This window comes from Streptomyces misionensis (assembly GCF_900104815.1).
GTDB lineage: Bacteria > Actinomycetota > Actinomycetes > Streptomycetales > Streptomycetaceae > Streptomyces > Streptomyces misionensis.
In genome coordinates this window covers 2730559-2750341 of record NZ_FNTD01000004.1, presented here as the reverse complement: position 1 = coordinate 2750341, position 19783 = coordinate 2730559, and the positions used below count along the sequence as shown (strand labels likewise).

Genomic DNA, 19783 nt, shown 5'->3' with positions numbered 1-19783 from the left:
CATGCGCACCCCCGCCTCCCGCACCGGCGCCACACGTGCCGCGCTGCGCGGTTCGGCCCTGTCCTACCGGGCCCTGTTCACCTGGTTCAACCCGCTGGGCTACCTCAGCTCGCGCATCGTGCGCCCGATCGGCATGGCCATCGCCTTCACCTCGCTCGCCACCCACTACGGCGCCGGCGCCGCCCGCATGCTGGTCGCCTCCAGCCTGCTCGCGGGCGCGGGCGCGGTCGTCTACGGGATGGCCCTGTCGGTCGGCAACGAGCGCTCCTTCAACACCCTCGGCGTCTGGCTCGCCTCGCCCCAGAACAAGGTCGCCGCCGCCTGCCAGCGGGCCCTGCCGCACATCGTGGACGGCTTCGTCGGCGGCCTGTGCACGTACCTCGTGTGCAGCCTGCTGTACACCACCCTGCCCATCGGCATCCCGCAGTACGCCGCGCTGCTGGCCGTCGGCGTGCTGACGACCGCGGGGTTCGGGCTGACCCTCTCGGCCCTCGCCCTGCTCATCGAGGACCTGTTCGTCGGGCCCAACATGGCCGAACTCGTCCTCATGGTGCTGTCGGGGACCCTGGTGCCCCAGAGCCGGCTCCCCGGCTTCCTGGTCCCGCTGAGCGAGGCGATGCCGCTCAGCCATGTGATGCGGGCCGTCGACGGCCTCCTCGCCGGGCGGGCGCACAACGTGTCCCTGGTCGTCGAACTCGCCGTCGGCGCCGCATGGGCCCTCGCCGGTGTGCTCTTCGTGCATCTGGCCGCCCGCCGCGCGACCGCCCGTGTCGCGCTCGGCAACGCCTGAACAGTCCGGAAGAGAAACGCCTGAACAGTCCCGGAAAAGAAAGAAGACAAGTGAACAACAGCCTGCCATCCACCTGGTCCGCGAACGCCTGGATCGACCCGCGCGGCACCTTCTCCGGTCCGGTACAGCACCAGGACGGCCTGATCACCCCCGGCCCGCTGACGGCCGCGCCGCTCGGCGACACCGAGCCGTACCTGGTCCCCTCGCTCCCCGTCGAGGTGCACTGCCACGGCCTGGGCAGCGTCGACTTCTCCAACTTCGCGGAGATCGACCTCTTCGAGGTCGACAAGCACGCCGCCTCCGAGGGCCTGCTGTGCATCCCGACCCTGTACCTGCGCCAGGAACGCCTCGACGGATTCGTCGAGTTCATGCGGGGCTTCGCCGCGCTGAAGGCCGACGGCAAGCTCCCGTTCGTGCCGGCCATCGCCCTGGAGGGCCCGCTCGTCGCCAGCTTCGGCGGCACCCCGGCCAGCTCCGTGTGGGCGCCCTCCAAGGAGGAGTGGGAGAAGCTCGCGAGCTGCGGCCCGCTGGGCCTCGTCTACATCATGCTGTCGCCGGACGCCCTCCAGTCCAGCTCGTACCTGGCCGCCCAGTTCACCCCGGACCACCCGTCCCTGGAGTGGATCGTCACCCGCCTCGTGGAGAGCGGCGTCCGCCCGGCGCTGGGGCACTTCGCCAAGGAGAACCCGCAGCTCGGCGCCGACTGCATCGAGGAGGTGCTGGCCGCGGCCGAGGCCGCCGAGTGCCCGCACGACGGCGTCCGGGTCGTCACCGACCACCTCTTCAACGAGATGCCGCTGCTGATCAAGCACGCGTTCCGCACCTCCAAGGCGCGCGCCAACCGGGACGCGCTGCTCGCCCAGTACGACCTGCCGTCCTGGAACCTCGCCGACCTGCACGAGCAGGTCGGACCGGTGCCGGCCGCCATCATGCGCGGCGCGCACGCCGGCCGCATCGCCGCCTGCCTCAACTTCGACGGCGAGCACGTCGACTTCGCCATCGCCAAGCGGGCCATCGAGATCGTCGGACCGCGCAACATGATGCTGATGACGGACCGCAGCGACGTCGCCCGGCTGGCCGGCCAGGACCTGCACCAGGAGCCCGGCAGCGACCTGTGGTACCAGGAGCAGGGCGTGGTCGCCGCCGGCACCCAGCCCATCGACCAGCAGATCGCCAACGTCCGCGCCCTGGGCGTGCCCGAGGCCGACATCTGGCACCTGGTCTCCTTCACCGCGTACCGCACCTTCTTCCCGGGGGTGGACCTCGCCGCCGGCCGGTTCGCGCAGGGCTGCCACGTGGATGCCGAGCGGCAGCGCCGCGCCCTGATCTGAGCGCGCCCACCCGAAGAGAACGAGGCGAACATGAGGAGCACAGGAATGGAGACGCAGCGTTCCGCCGAGCGCCCCCACGACATACCGCCCGGCCTGCTGGCGGCCGTCACCCGCTCGCCGGTCAAGGAGCGGCTGTTCGGTACGGACACCTACACCCGGGAGGCCGCCTGGACGTTCGGCGACCACACGGACGAACTGCTGCGCACCGCCCTTTGCGTCCTCAAGCCCGATGCCGCTGTAGGGCGGCGCTACGGCACCGCCCTACAGGCACTGCGCGACAACGGGTTCCGCCCGGTCGACGTGGTGCGCTTCCGGCACGACCGGCTGACCATCCGCGAGACCTGGCGCTTCCAGCTCAACTTCGCCGACCGCGAGCGCATCGCCACCATGGAGCTGTACCTGCGTTCCCTGGACTGCGTGCTGCTCGTGCTGCGCGACGAGCGGCACCGGCCCGGCGCCGTACCGGCCGCCGTCCGGCTGGCCTCTCTCAAGGGCCCGGCGACCGCCGAACGGCGCAGGCCGGAGCACCTGCGCGAGCGGCTGGGCGCGCTCAACGGGCTGTTCAACTTCATCCACACCACCGACGAGCCCCTCGACGTGCTGCGCGACCTCGGGCTGCTGCTCGAACCCGGGCGCCGCGAACGGGTCCGCGACCGGATGGTGTCCGGCCACGACGCCACCGACGAGGTGACCCGCGTCTTCGCGGACGTCGAGGACACCGTCGCCCCCCACGACCTCGACCCCGACCGCAGCTGGCGGCGCCTCGAAGAGGCCGGCTCGCCGGCCGGGGCACTCGCCCGGCTGCGCGCCCGGGGCACCGCCGTCACCGCCGCCGAACTGCTCCAGGCGGCCCACCACCCGGACGCCGACCCCGGCGACCTGTGGGACCTGCTGTCGGTGCTGACCGCCACCGTGCGCTTCAACACCCCCGGCATCGAGCGCATCTACCCCAACGTGCTGCTCACCGCGTGGCAGGAGCAGGCATGAGCGGCGGCAGCATCTGCGTCTGCTACCAGGTCGGCGAGGACGAGATCGTCGGCTGGATCCGCCGGGGCGTCACGACCGTCGAGGGGCTGGGGGAGTGCTGCGGCGCCGGGCGGGGCTGCGGCGACTGCCACGAGATGCTGGAGGAACTGGTCGAGGACTTCGGCGACCCGGCCGTGAGCGACCTCGAAAAGGCGGCGAGCCATGCCCGGCGATGAACTCGGGCGGTTCTGGCACGCCACCCTCACCGAGGCCGCCGAGCTGCCCCTCGACGTACAACTGACCTCCGTGGCCACGCCGTTGGCGGGCTGCGACGTGTACGACGTCTCCTTCGCCGGGGCGCACGGCCACCGCGTCGCGGCCTGGCTGATCCTGCCCGGGAGCCGCGCGGCCGACGGTCCGGCGCCGTGCACCGTCCAGTTCCTCGGCTACGGCGAAGGCCGCGGCCACGTCCTGGACAGCGTGCTGTGGCCCGCCCTCGGCTACGCCACGCTCGTCGTGGACACCCGCGGCCAGAGCGGCGCGGGCGGCCGCGCGGGCGCCACCCCGGACCCCGTCGGCCTCACCCACCCCCAGGTGCCGGGCTTCGTCACGCGCGGCATCCTCGACCCCGCCACGTACTACTACCGGGACGCGTACGTCGACGCGGTGCGCGCCGTCGCCGTGGCCGCCGGGCACCCGGGCGTCGACGCCGGCCGCATCGCCACCACCGGCCGCAGCCAGGGCGGCCAACTGGCCCTGGCGGCGGCGGTGCTGAGCCCGCTGGTCGGCGCCGCGCTCGTCGAGTCGCCCTTCCTCGCCGCGCTGCCCGATCCGACCCGGGTCCCCGACCGGCAGCCCTACCGGGAGCTGCTGCGCTTCGCCGAGTCCTACCCGGACCTGGTGCCGCGCGCGGCGCGGACGCTCGCTCTCTTCGACGTCGCCGAGCTGGCGGCGTACGGCCGCTGCCCGGCGCTGTTCTCCGTGGCCGGCCAAGACCAGCGCTGCCTGCCGGAGACCGGTTACGCCGCACACGCCCGCTACCCGGCGCCCAAACGGCTGCTGACCTGGCCGCTGGCCGAGCACGCCGCGCCCAACACCCCGCTCCGGCTCGCCGAGGCGGAGTTCCTGGCCGGCGTCTTCGCCCAGGCCGCCCCGCCCGCCCCCGCGTTCTGGCAGGAAGGACACGACAGATGAGACGCCTGCATCCGCAGAGTCCGCCCGTCTCCCGGCTGACCGAGGTCCCCGCCGGCCTCCTGGAGACCGTCACCTGGTCGGAGCGCAAGGCCGATCTCTACGCGGTCGACCAGTACTTCCGCGAGGCCGTCTGGACCTTCGGGGACATCACCGAGCGGATGCTCGGCATCGCGCTGTGCATGCTCAAGTCCGAGGCGACCGCGGGGCGCAGGCTGCGGCCCGCGCTGCGGATCCTGCGGGAGGCGGGCTTCCACCCGGTGGACGCGGTGCGCTTCCGGCACGACCGGATGACGATCCGCGAGGTCTGGCGCTACCAGTTCAACATCGCGAGCCGCGAGCGCATCGAGGCCATGGACGTCATCCTGCCCAGCACCGAGACGGTGGCGCTGGTCCTGCGGGACGAGCACTGGCGGCCGGGGGCCGTCCCCGCCGCCGTACGGCTCAACGCGCTCAAGGGCCCGGCCGACCCGGCCCAGCGCGAGCCGGAGCACCTGCGCCACCAACTGGGCGTGGTCAGCGGCCTGTTCAACTTCACGCACATCTCGGACGAGCCCGCGGACGTGCTGCGCGAACTCGCCGTCATCTGCGACGAGCCCCGGCGCGAGCTGATCCGCCGCCGCATCCTGGACGATCACGACGCCCGCCCCGACGCCCTGGAGATCTTCCAGGAGCTGGAGGACCGGCACCCCGAGCACGACTTCGACCTGGAGGCCAGCTGGCGCCGGCTCGCCGCGGCCGACGGGCCGCTCGCGGCGGAGGGCGGCCGGCGCCCCGGCCTCAGGGAGATGCTCGACCTGACCCACCGCACGTCCCTGGACGATCCGCACCGCTGGGACCTGCTGACCGTCGTCACCCATCTGCTGACCGCGATGAACGTCGAGGGCGTGACCCCCACCGTGCCCAACGTCACGCAGGCCTGGCGGCCGCGGCGACTGGACGGGGTCGCCTCGTGACCGCCGTGCTCACCACCCTCAACCTCGCCGTGGAACGGCGGGGCCCCTGGGCCACCCTCGGCTACAGCGGCATCGACAAGCGGCCGGTGGCCCACCGGGTCATGGCCCGCCACGAGGGACTCGAAGGCGACCTGGTCGCCGACCGGCGGGTGCACGGCGGCCCCGACAAGGCGGTGTACGCCTTCGCCCGCGAGGACGCCGTCTTCTGGGAGGAGGAGCTGGGCCGCGAGATCCGTCCGGGCAACTTCGGCGAGAACCTCTCGACCACCGGCCTGGACATCACCGGCGCCGAGGTCGGTGAGCGCTGGGCCATCGGCGAGGCGGTCTTCGAGGTCATCCGGGCCCGCAAGCCCTGCCGCGTCTTCGCGGGCTTCTGGGACGTCCCGGACCTGGTCAAGCGCTTCATCGCGCACGGCGCCCCGGGCGCCTACCTGCGTGTGCTGAAGGAGGGAACCATCGGGGCGGGTGATCCCATCGAGATCATCGAGCGGCCCGGACACGGGGTGACCATCGGCTACATGCTCAGGGCGCTGACCACCGAGCCGCACCTGATGCCCCGCTTCCTGGACGCCCCCCAGATGCTGCCCAAACACCACGAGAAGGCCCGCAAGTGGCTGGCCACGCACCCCCAGGAGACATCCGTCCGATGACCACCACCGCATCCCAGCCCCTGATCGACCCGGCCCGCCTGGCCGCCCTCGACTGGTCCGACATGCCCGCCCTGCACCGGCCGATGGAGGACCTCCTCGAAGCGCTGGTGACCCACCCGACCTGGCTCAACGACGCCTTCGACCATGTGCTGGCCACCCCGGAGCTGCTGAACCAGTGCGAGCGGCTCCAGGAGCTCGACCGGGTCGTCCTCGTCAACGACAAGGCCAGCGACGTACGGATCAGGCTGCACGTCTTCACCGGCAGCGACTTCGACCGGCCGCACAACCACCGCTGGAGCTTCGGCTCGCGCATCCTGCACGGCAGCTACCAGCACCACCTCTACGGCGACTACGACGAGCTGGATCCCGACACCCGGATCGGCACGCCGGCCCTGGTGCGCGAGGAGGTCGCCGGCTCCGGCTATGTGATCCGGCACACGATGGTGCACACCGTCGCCTCCCCGCCCGACACCACCTCCCTGATCGTCCGCGGCCCCTCCGAGAAGAACCGCTTCCTCGTGATGAACCGCGACAACGGCGAGGCCTGGTGGCAGTACGGCCAGAAGGACGAGAAGCCCGAGGACCAGGCCCGGCGCCGGCTCGGCGCCGAGCGCGTCGAGGAGATCCGGCAGCTGCTGATCAGCCAGGGATGCATCCGTTGACCGCGACCGCCACCCCCCGCACGGCCGTCTCGCTCGTCATCTTCGACTGCGACGGCGTACTCGTCGACAGCGAGCCGATCGCGGTGCGCACCCATGTCGCCCTGGGCGCCGAACTGGGCTGGCCGCTGAGCGAGTCCGACGTCATGAACCGCTTCGTCGGCCGCTCGACCACCTCGATCGGCGAGCAGATCGCCGAGCGGCTCGGCGCCGAGACCGCCCGGATCTGGGACGAGCGGTTCCGGGAGATGCACGCCAAGGCGGTGGACGAGGACCTCACCGCGGTCGACGGCATCACCGAGGCCCTGGACGGCCTGGAGGCCGCGGGCCTGGGCGCGCGGCACTGGTGCATCGCCTCCAGCGGCAGCCACGAGAAGATGCGGCACACCCTCGGCCGGGTCGGGCTCTACGAGCGGTTCGAGGGCCGTGTCTTCAGCGCCCACGAGGTGGCGCGGGGCAAGCCCGCGCCGGACCTCTTCCTGCACGCCGCACGGCGGATGGGCGTCGACCCGTCCCGGTGCGTCGTGGTGGAGGACAGCAGGTTCGGCGTCCAGGCGGCCGCCGCCGCCGGGATGCGCTCCTTCGGGTACGCGGGCGGCCTCACCCCGGCCGAATGGCTCACGGGGACCGCGACGGCCGTCTTCACCGACATGCGCCGGCTGCCGGAGCTGGTCGCCGCGCACGGCACGGGGGAGGTGTCCGGTGCCGCTGGAGATTGAGCGCAAGTTCCTGCTCGGCGCGGAGCCGGTGCCGCCCGCCGTGGCGACCGAGCCCATCGAACAGGGCTATCTCGCGGTCACCGGCACGGGCACCGAGGTGCGGGTGCGCCGCATCGCGGGCCGGTGCGTCCTCGGGGTCAAGCACGGACATGGCGAGCTGTCCCGGGTCGAGGTCGAACTCCCGCTCACCGAGTCGGAGTTCGGCGATCTGTGGCCGGCCACGGCGGGTGCCCGGCTGGTGAAGACCCGGCACTCCGTGCCCGTCCGCGACACCCTCGCCTACGTCGACGTGTACGAGGAGGAGCTGTCCGGTCTGCGCACCGTCGAGGTCGAGTTCCCCTCGGAGGAGGCGGCGCGGGCCTTCACCCCGCCGCGGTGGTTCGGACCGGAGATCACCGGCGACAAGCGGTACCGCAACCGCCGGCTGGCGACGGAGGGCCTCGGCCCGCTCGCGCCCTGACGGTCACGGCCGCCGCCCCGCACCCGCCCGGGCGCGGGGCGGCGCCGGTTCGACCGCGACACCGGCCGCCGGAGGACATCGCCTCCCCGCCCGGTTCCTACTGCCGGTTCAGCGAGCGCGTGATGCCCGCCGCGATCGTCGTCGCCAGGACCCAGCCCAGGGCGATCAGCAGAAAGGACAGCCACTGGTAGGCGCCGCGCGGGGCGAACGCCGGTTCCTGGCCGAAGTCGATGACGGGGAGCAGCAGGTCGAGGGTGTAGAAGAGCGGGTTGAAGGCGGGCGCCCCGGACGGTTTGAGGGCCGGCGGGTGGTGCAGGGCGAAGACCAGGGTGCCCGTGCACAGCAGGAGCAGCAGCCAGCCCGCGGCACGCATCGGGCGGAAGCCGTAGCCGACGGCCGCGTCCTGGAGGCAGCCCCACAGCCGGGCGTACGGCGGCAGGGTGCGGCGGTGCCGGCGCAGCTTGGCCAGCTGGACGGTGCGGGCCGCGGCGTCGTCCCCCACCGTGCGGTACGCCGTGGTCAACTGCTCGTAGGGTTGCGGGAGATAGCCGTCCGGTTCGCGCTCCAGCAGCGGCAGCCGCTGCTCGGCGGGCAGGTGCGGGGTGAGCACCCGGTAGGCCAGCCCGTCGAGTTGCACCCGGTCCGGCCACACCCCGGGCGGCACGTGCAGCAGATCGAGCTGCGCGCGGCGCAGATTGACGGTCCCCTCGATCGGCGCGGCCTCCCGCAGCCACAGCTCCCCGATGACGCCGCTGCTGGCGCGCAGCGCCTGCCCGCCCGGGTTGGCGAGCCGCGCGTGCGCCAGGTTGAGCTGGCGGGGGATGCGGGCGCCGCCCAGATTGACCCGGCCGCGGACGCGCAGCCGCATCGCGTGCAGATCGGTGCCGACCGCCAGGACCTCGGCGTGCAGCGCGGTGTCGCCGGGGGCGTCCAGCACCGCGTCGTTGAGGTTCACCTGCCCGCCGACGACGGCTCCGTTCAGCTGCACCCTGCCGTGCGCCACCAGCCCCGGCGCCCAGACGTCCGTGCCCACCTCCGCGTGGTTGAGCTGGAGCACGGGCTCCGCCGGGGTCTCGCCGGGCGTGCCCAGCCGCGCGCCGTTGGCGAAGAACGCCCCCGCCAGCTTGGCCCCTTGCAGCCGCACCGGTCCCGTGAACCGGCAGCAGGTGATCCGCAGGACCCCGTCGGCGCGCAGCGCCCCGGCCGTCAGCCCCGGCAGCACCGAGTCGCTGAGGACCAGGGCGCCCACCCGCGCCCCGTACAGGTCCGGCGCCTGCTCGAAGTGGCAGGAGCGCAGCCGCACCGGGTGGGCGACGGTGCCGTACCGGAGGTCGAGGCGGCCGGTGACGCGGGCGCCCGTCACCTTCAGGCCGGCCGTACGGCCCTCCCGTACCGGCCCGGTCAGCAGCAACTCGCGCAGGAACTCGGCCCGCAGGGTGCGCTCGGGCCCCCATCCGGCGCCCCGCGCGGGATCGTCGTCCGCGTCCTCGGGGGAGTCGGGCCGCTCCCGCAGGTCGACCCCCTCGCCGAGCGGAAAGGCGTCCCGGACCCGCCGCTCGGCGGGCGTCAGATCCGTGATCTCCACGCTCAGCCGTCCCCGCGCCGGTCCGGACCCCCGGACGCCGCCAGCGCCTTGGCGATCCCCTGCTCCCGGGGCCCGAGGAACGTCGGGTCCGGCCGGAACACCACGTCCAGTGCCGCCTTGCCCGCCGCGAACACCTCGCGCGCGCCGCCGTAGTACCAGGTCGCGTCGTGCTTGGCGTCGACCCCGACGCCGTAGGAGTCCACCCCCGCCGCCTCGCACAGCGCCACCGCCCGGCGGATGTGGAAGCCCTGGCTGACCAGCACCGCGCGGTCGACGCCGAAGATCTTCCGGGCCCGCACACAGGAGTCCCAGGTGTCGAACCCGGCGTAGTCGCGCACGACTTTCCCGCCCGGCACCCCGTGCCGGGTGAGGTAGGCGCGCATGGCGTCCGGCTCGTCGTAGTCCTTGCGGCTGTTGTCCCCGGTGACCAGCACGGCCCTGACCCGGCCCGCGTGGTACAGCGCCGCCGCCGCGTCCAGCCGGTGCGCCAGGTACGGCGAGGGCCCGCCGTTCCACAGCCCGGCTCCGAACACCACCGCGACCGGCGCCGACGGCACGTCGGCCACCGTGCGCAGCCGGTCCGCCGTGGACGTGAACAGCCAGGTGGCCGGGGCCAGCGCCAGCACACAGGCGGCCATCGCGGCCTGCACCAGCCGCCGCTGCCCGGCGCGCGTGCGCGGCAGCCGCGGTCGACGGATCCTCATACAGCCCCCCTCGCTACGGATTCCGGAGTCCGGTTCCGACCATGGAGGACGCCGCCCGCGCCGATCCGGTTCGCTCCGGTGTGCGATTCCGCTTCGCCGCGGCGGCCGGATTCCCCAACGCGCCGTCCGACTGGGCCACCCGGCACCCCCCGTTTGTCACCCGCGGCGCTTACTGTCGGAGCATGGCAGGCAGCGCACCCCCCGATCCCTACGGTCCCGCCGCCCTGGAGCGCTGGGCCCCCGAGCCCGACAAACGCCCGGGGCGCACCGCCTTCCAGCGGGACCGGGCCCGCGTCCTGCACTCCGCCGCGCTGCGCCGCCTCGCCGGCAAGACCCAGGTCGTCACCCCGGGCAGCCACAGCCAGGCCTGGGACGCCAGCCCCCGCACCCGGCTCACCCACTCCCTGGAGTGCGCCCAGGTCGGCCGGGAACTGGGCGCCGCCCTCGGCTGCGACCCCGATCTGGTCGAGGCGGCCTGCCTCTCCCACGACCTGGGCCACCCGCCCTTCGGCCACAACGGCGAAGCGGCGCTGAACGAGTTCGCGGACGACTGCGGCGGCTTCGAGGGCAACGCCCAGTCCCTGCGGCTGCTCACCCGCATCGAACCCAAGCGGTTCACCGCGGAGGGCTCCGTCGGCCTCAACCTCACCCGCGCCACCCTCGACGCCGCCACCAAGTACCCCTGGCCGCGCGGCGCCCACCCGACCGACCCGGCCTCCGCGAAGTTCGGGGTGTACGAGGACGACCGCCCGGTCTTCGACTGGGTCAGGGCCGAGGCCCCCGGCCTCCGCACCTGCTTCGAGGCACAGGTCATGGACTGGTCCGACGACGTGGCCTACTCGGTGCACGACGTCGAGGACGGCCTGCACGCCGGCCACATCGACCCCAACTGCCTGTACGCCGAGCCCGAACGGCAGGCGGTGTTCGAGGTGGCCGTCGGCCGCTACGTCCCCGCGGACACCGATCCCGCCGAACTCGCCGAGGCCCTCGACCGCCTCCAGGCCGCCGAGTGGTGGCCGCACGGCTACGACGGCAGCGCGGTCGCCCAGGCCCGGCTCAAGGACGCCACCAGCCAGCTCATCGGCCGCTTCTGCCTGGCCGCCGAGGGCGCCACGCGCGCCGCGTACGGCAGCGGCCGGCTCACCCGCTACGGCGCCGAACTGGTCGTACCCCGCGCGACCCGGACGGAGTGCGCGGTGCTCAAGGCGGTCGCCGACCGGTACGTGATGCAGCGCGCCGAGCAGGAGCGGCTCCGCGCCGACCAGCGGGTCATCGTCGCCGAGCTGGCCGAGGCGCTCACCGCCCGCGCCCCGGACGGCCTGGACCCGCAGTTCCGCGCCCTGTTCGACAAGGCGTCCGACGACCACGCGCGCAAGCGGGTGATCGTCGACCAGATCGCGTCCCTCACCGACGCCTCCGCGCTCTCGCTGCACGCGAGACTGACGGGGCACATGTGAGAGGAACGTGTCACCGGTGGCCTGATCGGGTCACTCCCCCTTCCCGCAGCACGCCCGGTGCGGGACGCTCGCATGTGGCGGCACCCTTACGAGGAGGCAGACAAGTGGTCGACGCGGATCAGACATTCGTGATCGTCGGCGGTGGTCTCGCGGGAGCGAAGGCGGCCGAGACGCTCCGCGCGGAAGGCTTCACCGGCAGGGTGATACTGATCTGCGACGAACGCGACCACCCCTACGAGCGCCCGCCGCTGTCCAAGGGCTTCCTGCTCGGCAAGGAGGAGCGCGACAGCGTCTTCGTGCACGAGCCCGCCTGGTACGCGCGCAACGACATCGAGCTGCACCTCGGCCAGAGCGTCGACCGCATCGACCGTACGGCCAAGACGGTGCGCTACGGCGACGACGGCACCCTCGTCCGCTACGACAAGCTGCTCCTCGCGACCGGCGCCGAGCCCCGCCGCCTGGACATCCCCGGCACCGACCTGGCCGGCGTGCACCATCTGCGCCGCCTCGCCCACGCCGAACGGCTCAAGGGCGTGCTGGCCTCCCTCGGCCGGGACAACGGACACCTGGTGATCGCCGGCGCCGGCTGGATCGGCCTGGAGATCGCCGCGGCGGCCCGCGAGTACGGCGCGGAGGTCACGGTGATCGAACCGGAGCCGACCCCGCTGCACGGCGTGCTCGGCCCCGAGCTGGGCAACGTCTTCGCCCAGCTGCACCGCGAGCACGGGGTCCGCTTCCACTTCGGGCGCCGGCTCACCGAGATCGTCGGCCAGGACGGCATGGTCCTCGCCGTGCGCACCGACGACGGCGAGGAGCACCCGGCGCACGACGTCCTCGCGGCGATCGGCGCCACCCCCCGGGTCGCGCTCGCCCAGGCCGCGGGCCTGGAGATCGCCGAGCGGGCACGCGGCGGCGGCATCGTGGTGGACGAGCGGCTGCGCACCTCCGACCCCGACATCCACGCGGCCGGGGACGTCGCCGCCTTCCCGCTGGCACTGTTCGACGAGCGGATCCGGGTCGAGCACTGGGCCAACGCGCTCAACGGCGGACCGGCCGCCGCGCGCTCGATGCTCGGACAGGACTCGGTGTACGACCGGGTGCCGTACTTCTTCACCGACCAGTACGACCTGGGCATGGAGTACAGCGGGTGGGCGCCGCCGGGCACGTACGACCAGGTGGTCATCCGGGGCGACATGGGCCGGCGCGAGTTCATCGCGTTCTGGCTGCGGGAGGGCAGGGTGCTGGCCGGGATGAACGTGAACGTGTGGAACGTCACGGAGCCGATCCAGAAGCTGGTGCGCGCCCGGAGCCGGGTCGACACGGACGCGCTCGCCGACCCCCACGTGCCCCTGGACCGCCTGCTCCCCTGAGCCCCGGCCGCCCCGGGACCGTCCGCGCGCCCCGTAGAATTCATCCGTGGCAGGACGGATCAACGACGAGGACGTGAAGGCGGTACGGGACGCGGTCCCGATCGACGCCGTGGTCTCCGAATACCTCCAGCTGCGCAACGCGGGCGGCGGCAACCTCAAGGGGCTGTGCCCGTTCCACGACGAGAAGTCGCCGTCCTTCCAGGTCAGCCCCAGCAAGGGACTCTTCCACTGCTTCGGCTGCCAGGAGGGCGGCGACACCATCACCTTCGTGATGAAGGTGGACCACCTCTCCTTCTCGGAGGCGGTGGAGCGGCTCGCCGCCCAGGCCGGGATCACGCTGCGCTACGAGGAGGGCGGGTACAACCCGGCCCACCAGCGCGGCGAGCGGATCCGGCTGGTCGAGGCGCACAAGATCGCCGCGCAGTGGTACGCCGAGCAGCTGGCCACCAGCCCCGAGGCGGAGACCGGCCGGGTCTTCCTCGCCGAGCGCGGCTTCGACCAGGCCGCGGCGGTGCACTTCGGCGTCGGGTACAGCCCCCAGGGCTGGGACCACCTCACCCGCTACCTGCGCGGCAAGGGCTTCAGCGACAAGGAACTGATCCTCTCCGGCCTGGCCCAGGAGGGCCGGCGCGGGCCCATCGACCGCTTCCGGGGCCGGCTGATGTGGCCGATCCGGGACATCGGCGGCGACGTCGTCGGCTTCGGCGCGCGCAAGCTCTACGAGTCGGACAACGGCCCCAAGTACCTGAACACCCCCGAGACCGCGATCTACAAGAAGTCGCAGGTCCTGTACGGCATCGACCTGGCGAAGAAGGAGATCGCGAAGGCCAGCCGGGCGGTGGTGGTCGAGGGCTACACCGACGTCATGGCCTGCCACCTCGCCGGGGTGACCACGGCCATCGCGACCTGCGGCACGGCTTTCGGCGGCGAGCACATCAAGATCCTGCGCCGGCTGCTGATGGACAACGGATCGGCGCGGGTGATCTTCACCTTCGACGGCGACGCGGCCGGGCAGAAGGCCGCCCTGCGCGCGTTCGAGGACGACCAGAAGTTCGCCGCCGAGACGTACATCGCGATCGCGCCGGACGGCATGGACCCGTGCGAGCTGCGCCTGGCCAAGGGCGACGAGGCGGTGGCCGACCTGGTCGAACCCCGCACCCCGCTGTTCGAGTTCGCGCTGCGGCAGATCGTGAGCCGGTACGACCTGGACACCTCCGGGGGGCGGGCCGCCGCGCTCGACGAGGCGGCGCCGATCGTGGCCCGGATCAAGAACAGCGGCGCGCAGCACGAGGTCGCGGTGGAGCTGGCCGGGCTGCTGGGCATCCTGGACACCCAGTTCGTGGTCCGCCGGGTGGCCCAGCTGGCCCGCTGGGCCCGGGACCGGGGCGGCAGGGGCCCCCAGCAGGAGCGCCCGCGCGGCCCGGAGCAGCAGTGGGCGTCGGCCCCGCGCCCGGCGAACTCCGGCCCGGCCCTCACACTGCGCAACCCGGTGTACGCCGCCGAACGCGAACTGCTCAAACTCGCCCTCCAGCGCCCCGAGTTGGTCTCCCCGGCGTTCGACGCCTACGGGGTGGACGAGTTCACCGCCCCGCCCTACGCCGCCGTACGCCAGGCCATCGCGGAGGCGGGCGGCGCGGAGTACGGGGTGGCCGACCCGCAGGAGTACCTGGTCCGCGTCCGCGAGGCCGCGCCGGACGACACCGTGCGCGCCATGGTCACCGAACTGGCCGTCGAACCGATCCTGCGCCGCACCGTGGACGAGACCTACGCCGGCACGGTCCTGGTCCAGATCCGCCGCCGCGCCGTGGAACGCCGCATCCGCGACATCGAGTACCAGATGACCCGGCTGTCCGCCGGCGGCGACCCGGCCCAACTGGCCGCGGTCCAGAACGAGATGTGGGTCCTCCAGCAGTACGACCAGTCCCTGCGGGCGCGGGGCGCGGAGGCGCTCTGAGCAGCTGCCGACCGGCGGTCGTCAGCAGCGGGTCACGGACCGGATGCAAAAAGTCATCGCACGCCCCTCGTGGGAGCGATGTGTCGTACCCCACACTGTTGGGGGTGCCCGAGTCCGGTGAACATCCTGGAGGTCGCCCTCGTGCAGACCCAGACCCTCACCCCCGCCGACAGCAGCACCGGCGCCCGCGCGGACGAACCGGACGCGGACCCGGACCTCCTCGTGGCCGTTCCCCCGCAGGGCCGTGCTCCCCTGCATCCGGAGAACGGGGGGCCCACCGCCGACCTGTTCCGGCAGTACCTGCGCGAGATCGGCCGCATCCCGCTGCTCACCGCCGCCGAGGAGGTCGAACTCGCCCGCCGGGTGGAGGCCGGCCTGTTCGCGGAGGAGAAGCTGGGCAGCACCCCCGACCTGGACAGCGGGCTGGCGCACGACCTGGACCGGCTGGTGGTCATGGGGCGGGTGGCCAAGCGACGGCTGATCGAGGCCAACCTGCGGCTCGTCGTGTCCGTCGCCAAGCGGTACGTGGGACGCGGGCTGACCATGCTCGACCTCGTCCAGGAGGGCAACCTCGGGCTCATCCGGGCCGTGGAGAAGTTCGACTACGCCCGCGGCTACAAGTTCTCCACCTACGCCACCTGGTGGATCCGCCAGGCCATGTCCCGCGCCCTCGCCGACCAGGCCCGCACCATCCGCGTGCCGGTGCACGTCGTGGAGCTGATCAACCGGGTGGTACGGGTGCAGCGCCGGATGCTCCAGGAGCGGGGGTACGAACCGACGCCCGAGGAGGTCGCCGCCCACCTCGACCTCCCGCCCGAGCGGGTCGGCGAGGTGCTGCGCCTCGCCCAGGAGCCGGTCTCGCTGCACGCCCCGGTCGGCGAGGAGGACGACGTGGCGCTCGGCGACCTCATCGAGGACGGCGACGCCGCGAGCCCCGTGGAGTCCGCCGCGTTCCTCCTGCTCAAGCAGCACCTGGAGGCGGTGCTGTCCACGCTGGGCGAGCGCGAGCGCAAGGTCGTACAGCTGCGCTACGGCCTCCTCGACGGCCGCCCCCGCACCCTGGAGGAGATCGGCCGCCTCTTCGGCGTCACCCGCGAACGGATACGCCAGATCGAGTCCAAGACCCTCGCCAAGCTCAGGGACCACGCCTACGCGGACCAGCTGAGGGGCTACCTGGACTGACGAAAAGAGGGGGCCGCCTCGCGACGACCCCCTCTTCCCGACCTCCGGTCAGTCGACCTCGGCCACCGCCTGCGCGAACTGCGCCTGGTACAGCCGGGCGTACGCCCCGCCCGCCGCCAGCAGGTCGGCGTGCGCGCCCTGTTCGACGATGGAGCCGTTCTCCATGACGAGGATCGTGTCCGCGTCCCGGATCGTGGAGAGCCGGTGCGCGATCACGAACGAGGTGCGCCCGGCGGCCAGTTTGGCCATCGCCTTCTGGATCAGCACCTCGGTGCGGGTGTCCACGGAACTCGTCGCCTCGTCCAGGACCAGGATCACCGGGTCGGACAGGAACGCGCGCGCGATGGTGATGAGCTGCTTCTCACCGGCGCTCACCCCCGTGCCCTCGTCGTCGATCACGGTGTCGTACCCGTCGGGCAGCGTCCGGACGAACCGGTCGGCGTGCGCCGCCCGCGCGGCCTCCTCGATCTCGCCCCGGGTCACCTCGCGGGAGGCGCCGTACGCGATGTTCTCCGCGATGGTGCCGCCGAACAGCCAGGTGTCCTGGAGCACCATGCCGATCCCGGACCGCAGTTCGTCCCGGGTCATCCGGCGCACGTCCACCCCGTCCAGGGTGATCCGCCCGCCGGAGACGTCGTAGAACCGCATGAGCAGGTTGACCAGCGTGGTCTTGCCGGCGCCCGTGGGGCCCACGATGGCCACCGTGTGCCCGGGTTCCACCGTGAGCGAGAGATCCTCGATCAGCGGCTTGTCCGGGTCGTACCGGAAGGACACGTGCTCCAGCTCCACGCGCCCGCGCAGCTGTTCCGGCCGCTCGCCGGGCACCGGGTCCGCCTCCTGCTCCTCCGCGTCCAGGAGTTCGAAGACCCGCTCGGCCGAGGCCACGCCGGACTGCACCAGGTTCGCCATGGAGGCGACCTGCGTCAGCGGCATCGAGAACTGCCGCGAGTACTGGATGAAGGCCTGCACATCACCGATGGACAGCGCGCCGGACGCGACCCGCAGCCCGCCGACGACCGCCACCAGCACGTAGTTCAGGTTCGACACGAACATCATCAGCGGCTGCATCACACCGCTGTTGAACTGCGCCTTGAACGCGGCCTCGTACAGCGCCTCGTTCTGCTCGGCGAACTGCTTCGCCGACTCCTCCTGCCGCCCGAACACCTTCACCAGCGTGTGCCCGGTGTACATCTCCTCCACATGGGCGTTGAGCGCGCCCGTCGAACGCCACTGCTGCACGAAGTGCGGCTGCGAACGCTTGCCGACCCGGGTGGCGACGACGAAGGACAGCGGCACGGTCACCAGCGCGACCAGCGCCAGGATCCAGGAGACGTAGAACATCATCACCAGCACGCCGATGATGGTCAGCACCGAGTTGATCAGCTGGCCCATCGACTGCTGGAGCGTCTGCCCGATGTTGTCGATGTCGTTGGTGGCCCGCGACAGCACCTCGCCGCGCTGGCGCTTGTCGAAGTACGACAGCGGCAGCCGCGAAAGCTTCGTCTGCACGGACTCGCGCAGCCGGTACATCGTGCGGTTCACCGTCCGGTTGACCAGCCGGGTGGCGACGGCCATCAGCAGACCGGCGACGAGGAAGGTGCCGAGCGCCAGCAGCAGCACGTCGCCGACCGCGCCGAAGTCGATGCCCTTGCCGGGCGTGAAGTCGGTGCTCTGGAGCATGTCCGCGATGGAGCCCTTGCCCTCGGCCCGCATCCCGGCCAGCACCTGCTCCTTGGTGGCCCCGGCGGGCATCTGCCGGCCGATGATGCCGGCGAACACCAGGTCGGTGGCCTTGCCCAGGATCTTCGGGCCGATCACGCTCAGCGTCACGCTGACGACCACGCACAGCAGCAGCAGGCAGACGGTGGCCCGCTCGGGCCGGAACTGGGCGACCAGCCGTTTGCCGGACCCCTTGAAGTCCATCGACCGCTGGTCGGGACTCCCCCCGGCCATCATGCGTCCCATGGGCCCGGCCATCAGGCGGCCTCCGCTTCCGTCAGCTGGGAGAGCACGATCTCCCGGTAGGTCTCGTTGCCCGCCATCAGTTCCTGGTGCCGGCCGGAGCCGACCACCCGGCCCTCGTCCAGGACGATGATCCGGTCCGCGTCCCGGATGGTCGCCACCCGCTGGGCGACGATCACGACGGTCGCCTCCGCGGTCTCCCGGGCCAGCGCGGCGCGCAGGGCCGCGTCGGTGGCGTAGTCGAGCGCGGAGAAGGAGTCGTCGAAGAGGTAGATCTCGGGGCGCTGCACGAGGGTGCGCGCGATGGCGAGCCGCTGGCGCTGGCCGCCCGACACATTGGTGCCGCCCTGGGCGATCGGCGCGTCCAGACCGCCCTCCAGCCTGCTCACGAACTCCTTGGCCTGCGCCACCTCCAGCGCGTGCCACAGCTCCTCGTCCGTGGCGTCCGGATTGCCGTAGCGCAGGTTGGTGGCGACGGTGCCCGCGAACAGGTACGGCTTCTGCGGGACCAGCCCGACCGTCCGGGCCAGCAGCGCCGGCTCGACCTCGCGGACGTCCACGCCGTTCACCAGGACCTCGCCCTCGGTGGCGTCGAACAGCCGGGGGACCAGCCCGAGCAGGGTGGACTTGCCGCTGCCGGTGGAGCCGATCACGGCCGTGGTCTCGCCGGGCCGGGCCACCAGCTCGACGGAGCGCAGCACCGGCTCCTCGGCACCCGGATAGCGGAAGCCGGCCGCGCGGATCTCCAGGTGCCCGTGCCGGCGCAGCTCGGTGACCGGGGCGAGCGGCGGCAGCACGCTGGAACCGGTCTCCAGCACCTCCTGGATGCGCTCGGCGCACACCTCCGCGCGCGGCACCATCATGAACATGAAGGTGGCCATCATCACGGACATCACGATCTGCATCAGATAGGCGAGGAACGCGGTCAGGTCGCCGATCTGCATCCCGCCGCTGTCGATGCGGTGCGCGCCGAACCACACCACCGCGATGGACGACACGTTCACCACCGTCATCACCATCGGGAACATCAGCGACAGCAGCCGTCCGGTGGCCAGCTGCATCTCGGTCAGCTCGCCGTTGACCCGCCCGAAGCGGGCCTGCTCGTACTCGTCGCGGACGAAGGCGCGGATCACCCGGTTGCCGGTGATCTGCTCGCGCAGCACCCGGTTCACCTTGTCGAGACGGGTCTGCATGGTGCGGAACAGCGGCCGCAGCCGGCGCACGATCAGCGTCACGCACACCGCCAGCACCGGGACGACCGCGACCAGCACCCCGGACAGCGGCACGTCCAGGCCGAGGGCCAGCACGATGCCGCCGACGCACATGATGGGCGCCGACACCATCAGCGTGAACGTCATCAGGACCAGCATCTGGACCTGCTGCACGTCGTTGGTCGTACGGGTGATGAGCGAGGGCGCGCCGAAGTGGCCCACCTCGCGGGCGGAGAAGGACTGCACCCGGTCGAAGACGGCACCGCGCACGTCCCGGCCGAGTGCCGAGGCGGTCCGCGCGCCCAGGTAGACGGCACCGATGTTGCACACGACCTGCACCAGCGAGATGCCGATCATCAGGGCGCCGAACGACAGGATGTAGCCCGTGTCGCCCTTCACGACGCCGTTGTCGATGATGTGGGCGTTCAGGGTGGGCAGGTACAGGGTGGCGCAGGTCTGCACGAACTGGAGCAGCACCTGCAAGGTGATGGGTTTCTTGTAGGGCCTGAGATAGGTCCGTAGAAGTCGTATGAGCACGCTACGTCTCTCGGAGTCGGCGACAGGGGCAGTCGGATTGCCCCTGGCCCCTATCGTCGGACACTCCACCCGCGTTACCTCAACCGATTAACCCAACAG

General features: G+C 72.3%; 18 protein-coding genes. 14 read left to right on the top strand and 4 right to left on the bottom strand.

Translation table 11 applies throughout. The features are described from left to right. The first annotated feature begins 1 nt into the window (after position 1). The 10 genes from BLW85_RS14150 to BLW85_RS14105 are packed head-to-tail and all read left to right on the top strand — an operon-like array spanning position 2 to position 7722. The gene (locus BLW85_RS14150) at positions 2-790 is read left to right on the top strand and encodes an ABC transporter permease (protein ID WP_070025205.1); all 789 of its coding nucleotides are present in this window, start codon (positions 2-4) and stop codon (positions 788-790) included. 50 nt (positions 791-840) lie between these two features. Continuing rightward, positions 841-2121 (top strand): hypothetical protein, encoded by a 1281-nt coding sequence (locus tag BLW85_RS14145; RefSeq protein WP_239697830.1) that lies wholly within the window; start codon positions 841-843, stop codon positions 2119-2121. Between the two features lie 45 nt (positions 2122-2166). Continuing rightward, positions 2167-3108, top strand: coding sequence for a nucleoside-diphosphate kinase (locus tag BLW85_RS14140; protein WP_074992233.1), 942 nt, complete (start codon positions 2167-2169; stop codon positions 3106-3108). Then, complete coding sequence (locus BLW85_RS14135) at positions 3105-3323, top strand: (2Fe-2S)-binding protein (protein WP_070025207.1); 219 nt, start codon at positions 3105-3107, stop codon at positions 3321-3323. Before BLW85_RS14140 ends, BLW85_RS14135 begins: the two co-directional genes overlap by 4 nt. Beyond that, positions 3310-4281, top strand: a complete 972-nt coding sequence (locus BLW85_RS14130) for an acetylxylan esterase (protein ID WP_074992232.1) — start codon at positions 3310-3312, stop codon at positions 4279-4281. The genes BLW85_RS14135 and BLW85_RS14130 overlap by 14 nt, the downstream gene beginning before the upstream one ends. Continuing rightward, entirely contained in the window at positions 4278-5234 is a 957-nt protein-coding gene (locus BLW85_RS14125) for a nucleoside-diphosphate kinase (RefSeq protein WP_070025209.1), read from the top strand. Before BLW85_RS14130 ends, BLW85_RS14125 begins: the two co-directional genes overlap by 4 nt. Beyond that, on the top strand, positions 5231-5884 hold the full coding sequence (locus BLW85_RS14120; protein WP_074992231.1) for an MOSC domain-containing protein: 654 nt from the start codon (positions 5231-5233) through the stop codon (positions 5882-5884). The genes BLW85_RS14125 and BLW85_RS14120 overlap by 4 nt, the downstream gene beginning before the upstream one ends. Further along, positions 5881-6546: a hypothetical protein gene (locus BLW85_RS14115; RefSeq protein ID WP_070025211.1), complete on the top strand. Its 666-nt coding sequence runs from the start codon at positions 5881-5883 to the stop codon at positions 6544-6546. Before BLW85_RS14120 ends, BLW85_RS14115 begins: the two co-directional genes overlap by 4 nt. Continuing rightward, a complete protein-coding gene (locus BLW85_RS14110; protein ID WP_070025212.1) occupies positions 6534-7262 on the top strand; it encodes an HAD family hydrolase in 729 nt (242 codons plus the stop codon). The genes BLW85_RS14115 and BLW85_RS14110 overlap by 13 nt, the downstream gene beginning before the upstream one ends. Then, positions 7246-7722 carry a CYTH domain-containing protein gene (locus tag BLW85_RS14105; protein WP_079172334.1) on the top strand — a complete coding sequence of 159 codons (477 nt, stop codon included), beginning with the start codon at positions 7246-7248 and terminating at the stop codon, positions 7720-7722. The genes BLW85_RS14110 and BLW85_RS14105 overlap by 17 nt, the downstream gene beginning before the upstream one ends. A 97-nt stretch (positions 7723-7819) precedes the next feature. On the opposite strand, the gene BLW85_RS14100 is transcribed toward BLW85_RS14105, so the two are convergent. Beyond that, positions 7820-9307 (bottom strand): membrane-associated oxidoreductase, encoded by a 1488-nt coding sequence (locus BLW85_RS14100; protein ID WP_074992230.1) that lies wholly within the window; start codon positions 9305-9307, stop codon positions 7820-7822. Positions 9308-9309: 2 nt separating this feature from the next. Further along, positions 9310-10011 (bottom strand): SanA/YdcF family protein, encoded by a 702-nt coding sequence (locus BLW85_RS14095; RefSeq protein ID WP_074992229.1) that lies wholly within the window; start codon positions 10009-10011, stop codon positions 9310-9312. Positions 10012-10193: 182 nt separating this feature from the next. On the opposite strand from BLW85_RS14095, the gene BLW85_RS14090 reads away from it, so the two are divergent. From BLW85_RS14090 to BLW85_RS14075, 4 genes are all read left to right on the top strand, one after another. After that, complete coding sequence (locus BLW85_RS14090) at positions 10194-11468, top strand: deoxyguanosinetriphosphate triphosphohydrolase (RefSeq protein WP_074996070.1); 1275 nt, start codon at positions 10194-10196, stop codon at positions 11466-11468. 104 nt (positions 11469-11572) lie between these two features. Beyond that, entirely contained in the window at positions 11573-12838 is a 1266-nt protein-coding gene (locus BLW85_RS14085) for an NAD(P)/FAD-dependent oxidoreductase (RefSeq protein ID WP_074992228.1), read from the top strand. 46 nt (positions 12839-12884) lie between these two features. Continuing rightward, entirely contained in the window at positions 12885-14792 is a 1908-nt protein-coding gene (dnaG, locus tag BLW85_RS14080; protein WP_070025216.1) for a DNA primase, read from the top strand. 78 nt (positions 14793-14870) lie between these two features. Next, on the top strand, positions 14871-15974 hold the full coding sequence (locus BLW85_RS14075) for an RNA polymerase sigma factor (RefSeq protein ID WP_403420185.1): 1104 nt from the start codon (positions 14871-14873) through the stop codon (positions 15972-15974). Between the two features lie 48 nt (positions 15975-16022). Here BLW85_RS14075 and BLW85_RS14070 read toward each other — a convergent pair whose 3' ends face one another. Both BLW85_RS14070 and BLW85_RS14065 read right to left on the bottom strand, forming a co-directional pair. Beyond that, positions 16023-17951 carry an ABC transporter ATP-binding protein gene (locus BLW85_RS14070; protein ID WP_074992227.1) on the bottom strand — a complete coding sequence of 643 codons (1929 nt, stop codon included), beginning with the start codon at positions 17949-17951 and terminating at the stop codon, positions 16023-16025. Further along, the gene (locus BLW85_RS14065; RefSeq protein ID WP_074992226.1) at positions 17951-19684 is read right to left on the bottom strand and encodes an ABC transporter ATP-binding protein; all 1734 of its coding nucleotides are present in this window, start codon (positions 19682-19684) and stop codon (positions 17951-17953) included. Before BLW85_RS14065 ends, BLW85_RS14070 begins: the two co-directional genes overlap by 1 nt. Between the last annotated feature and the right edge of the window lie 99 nt (positions 19685-19783).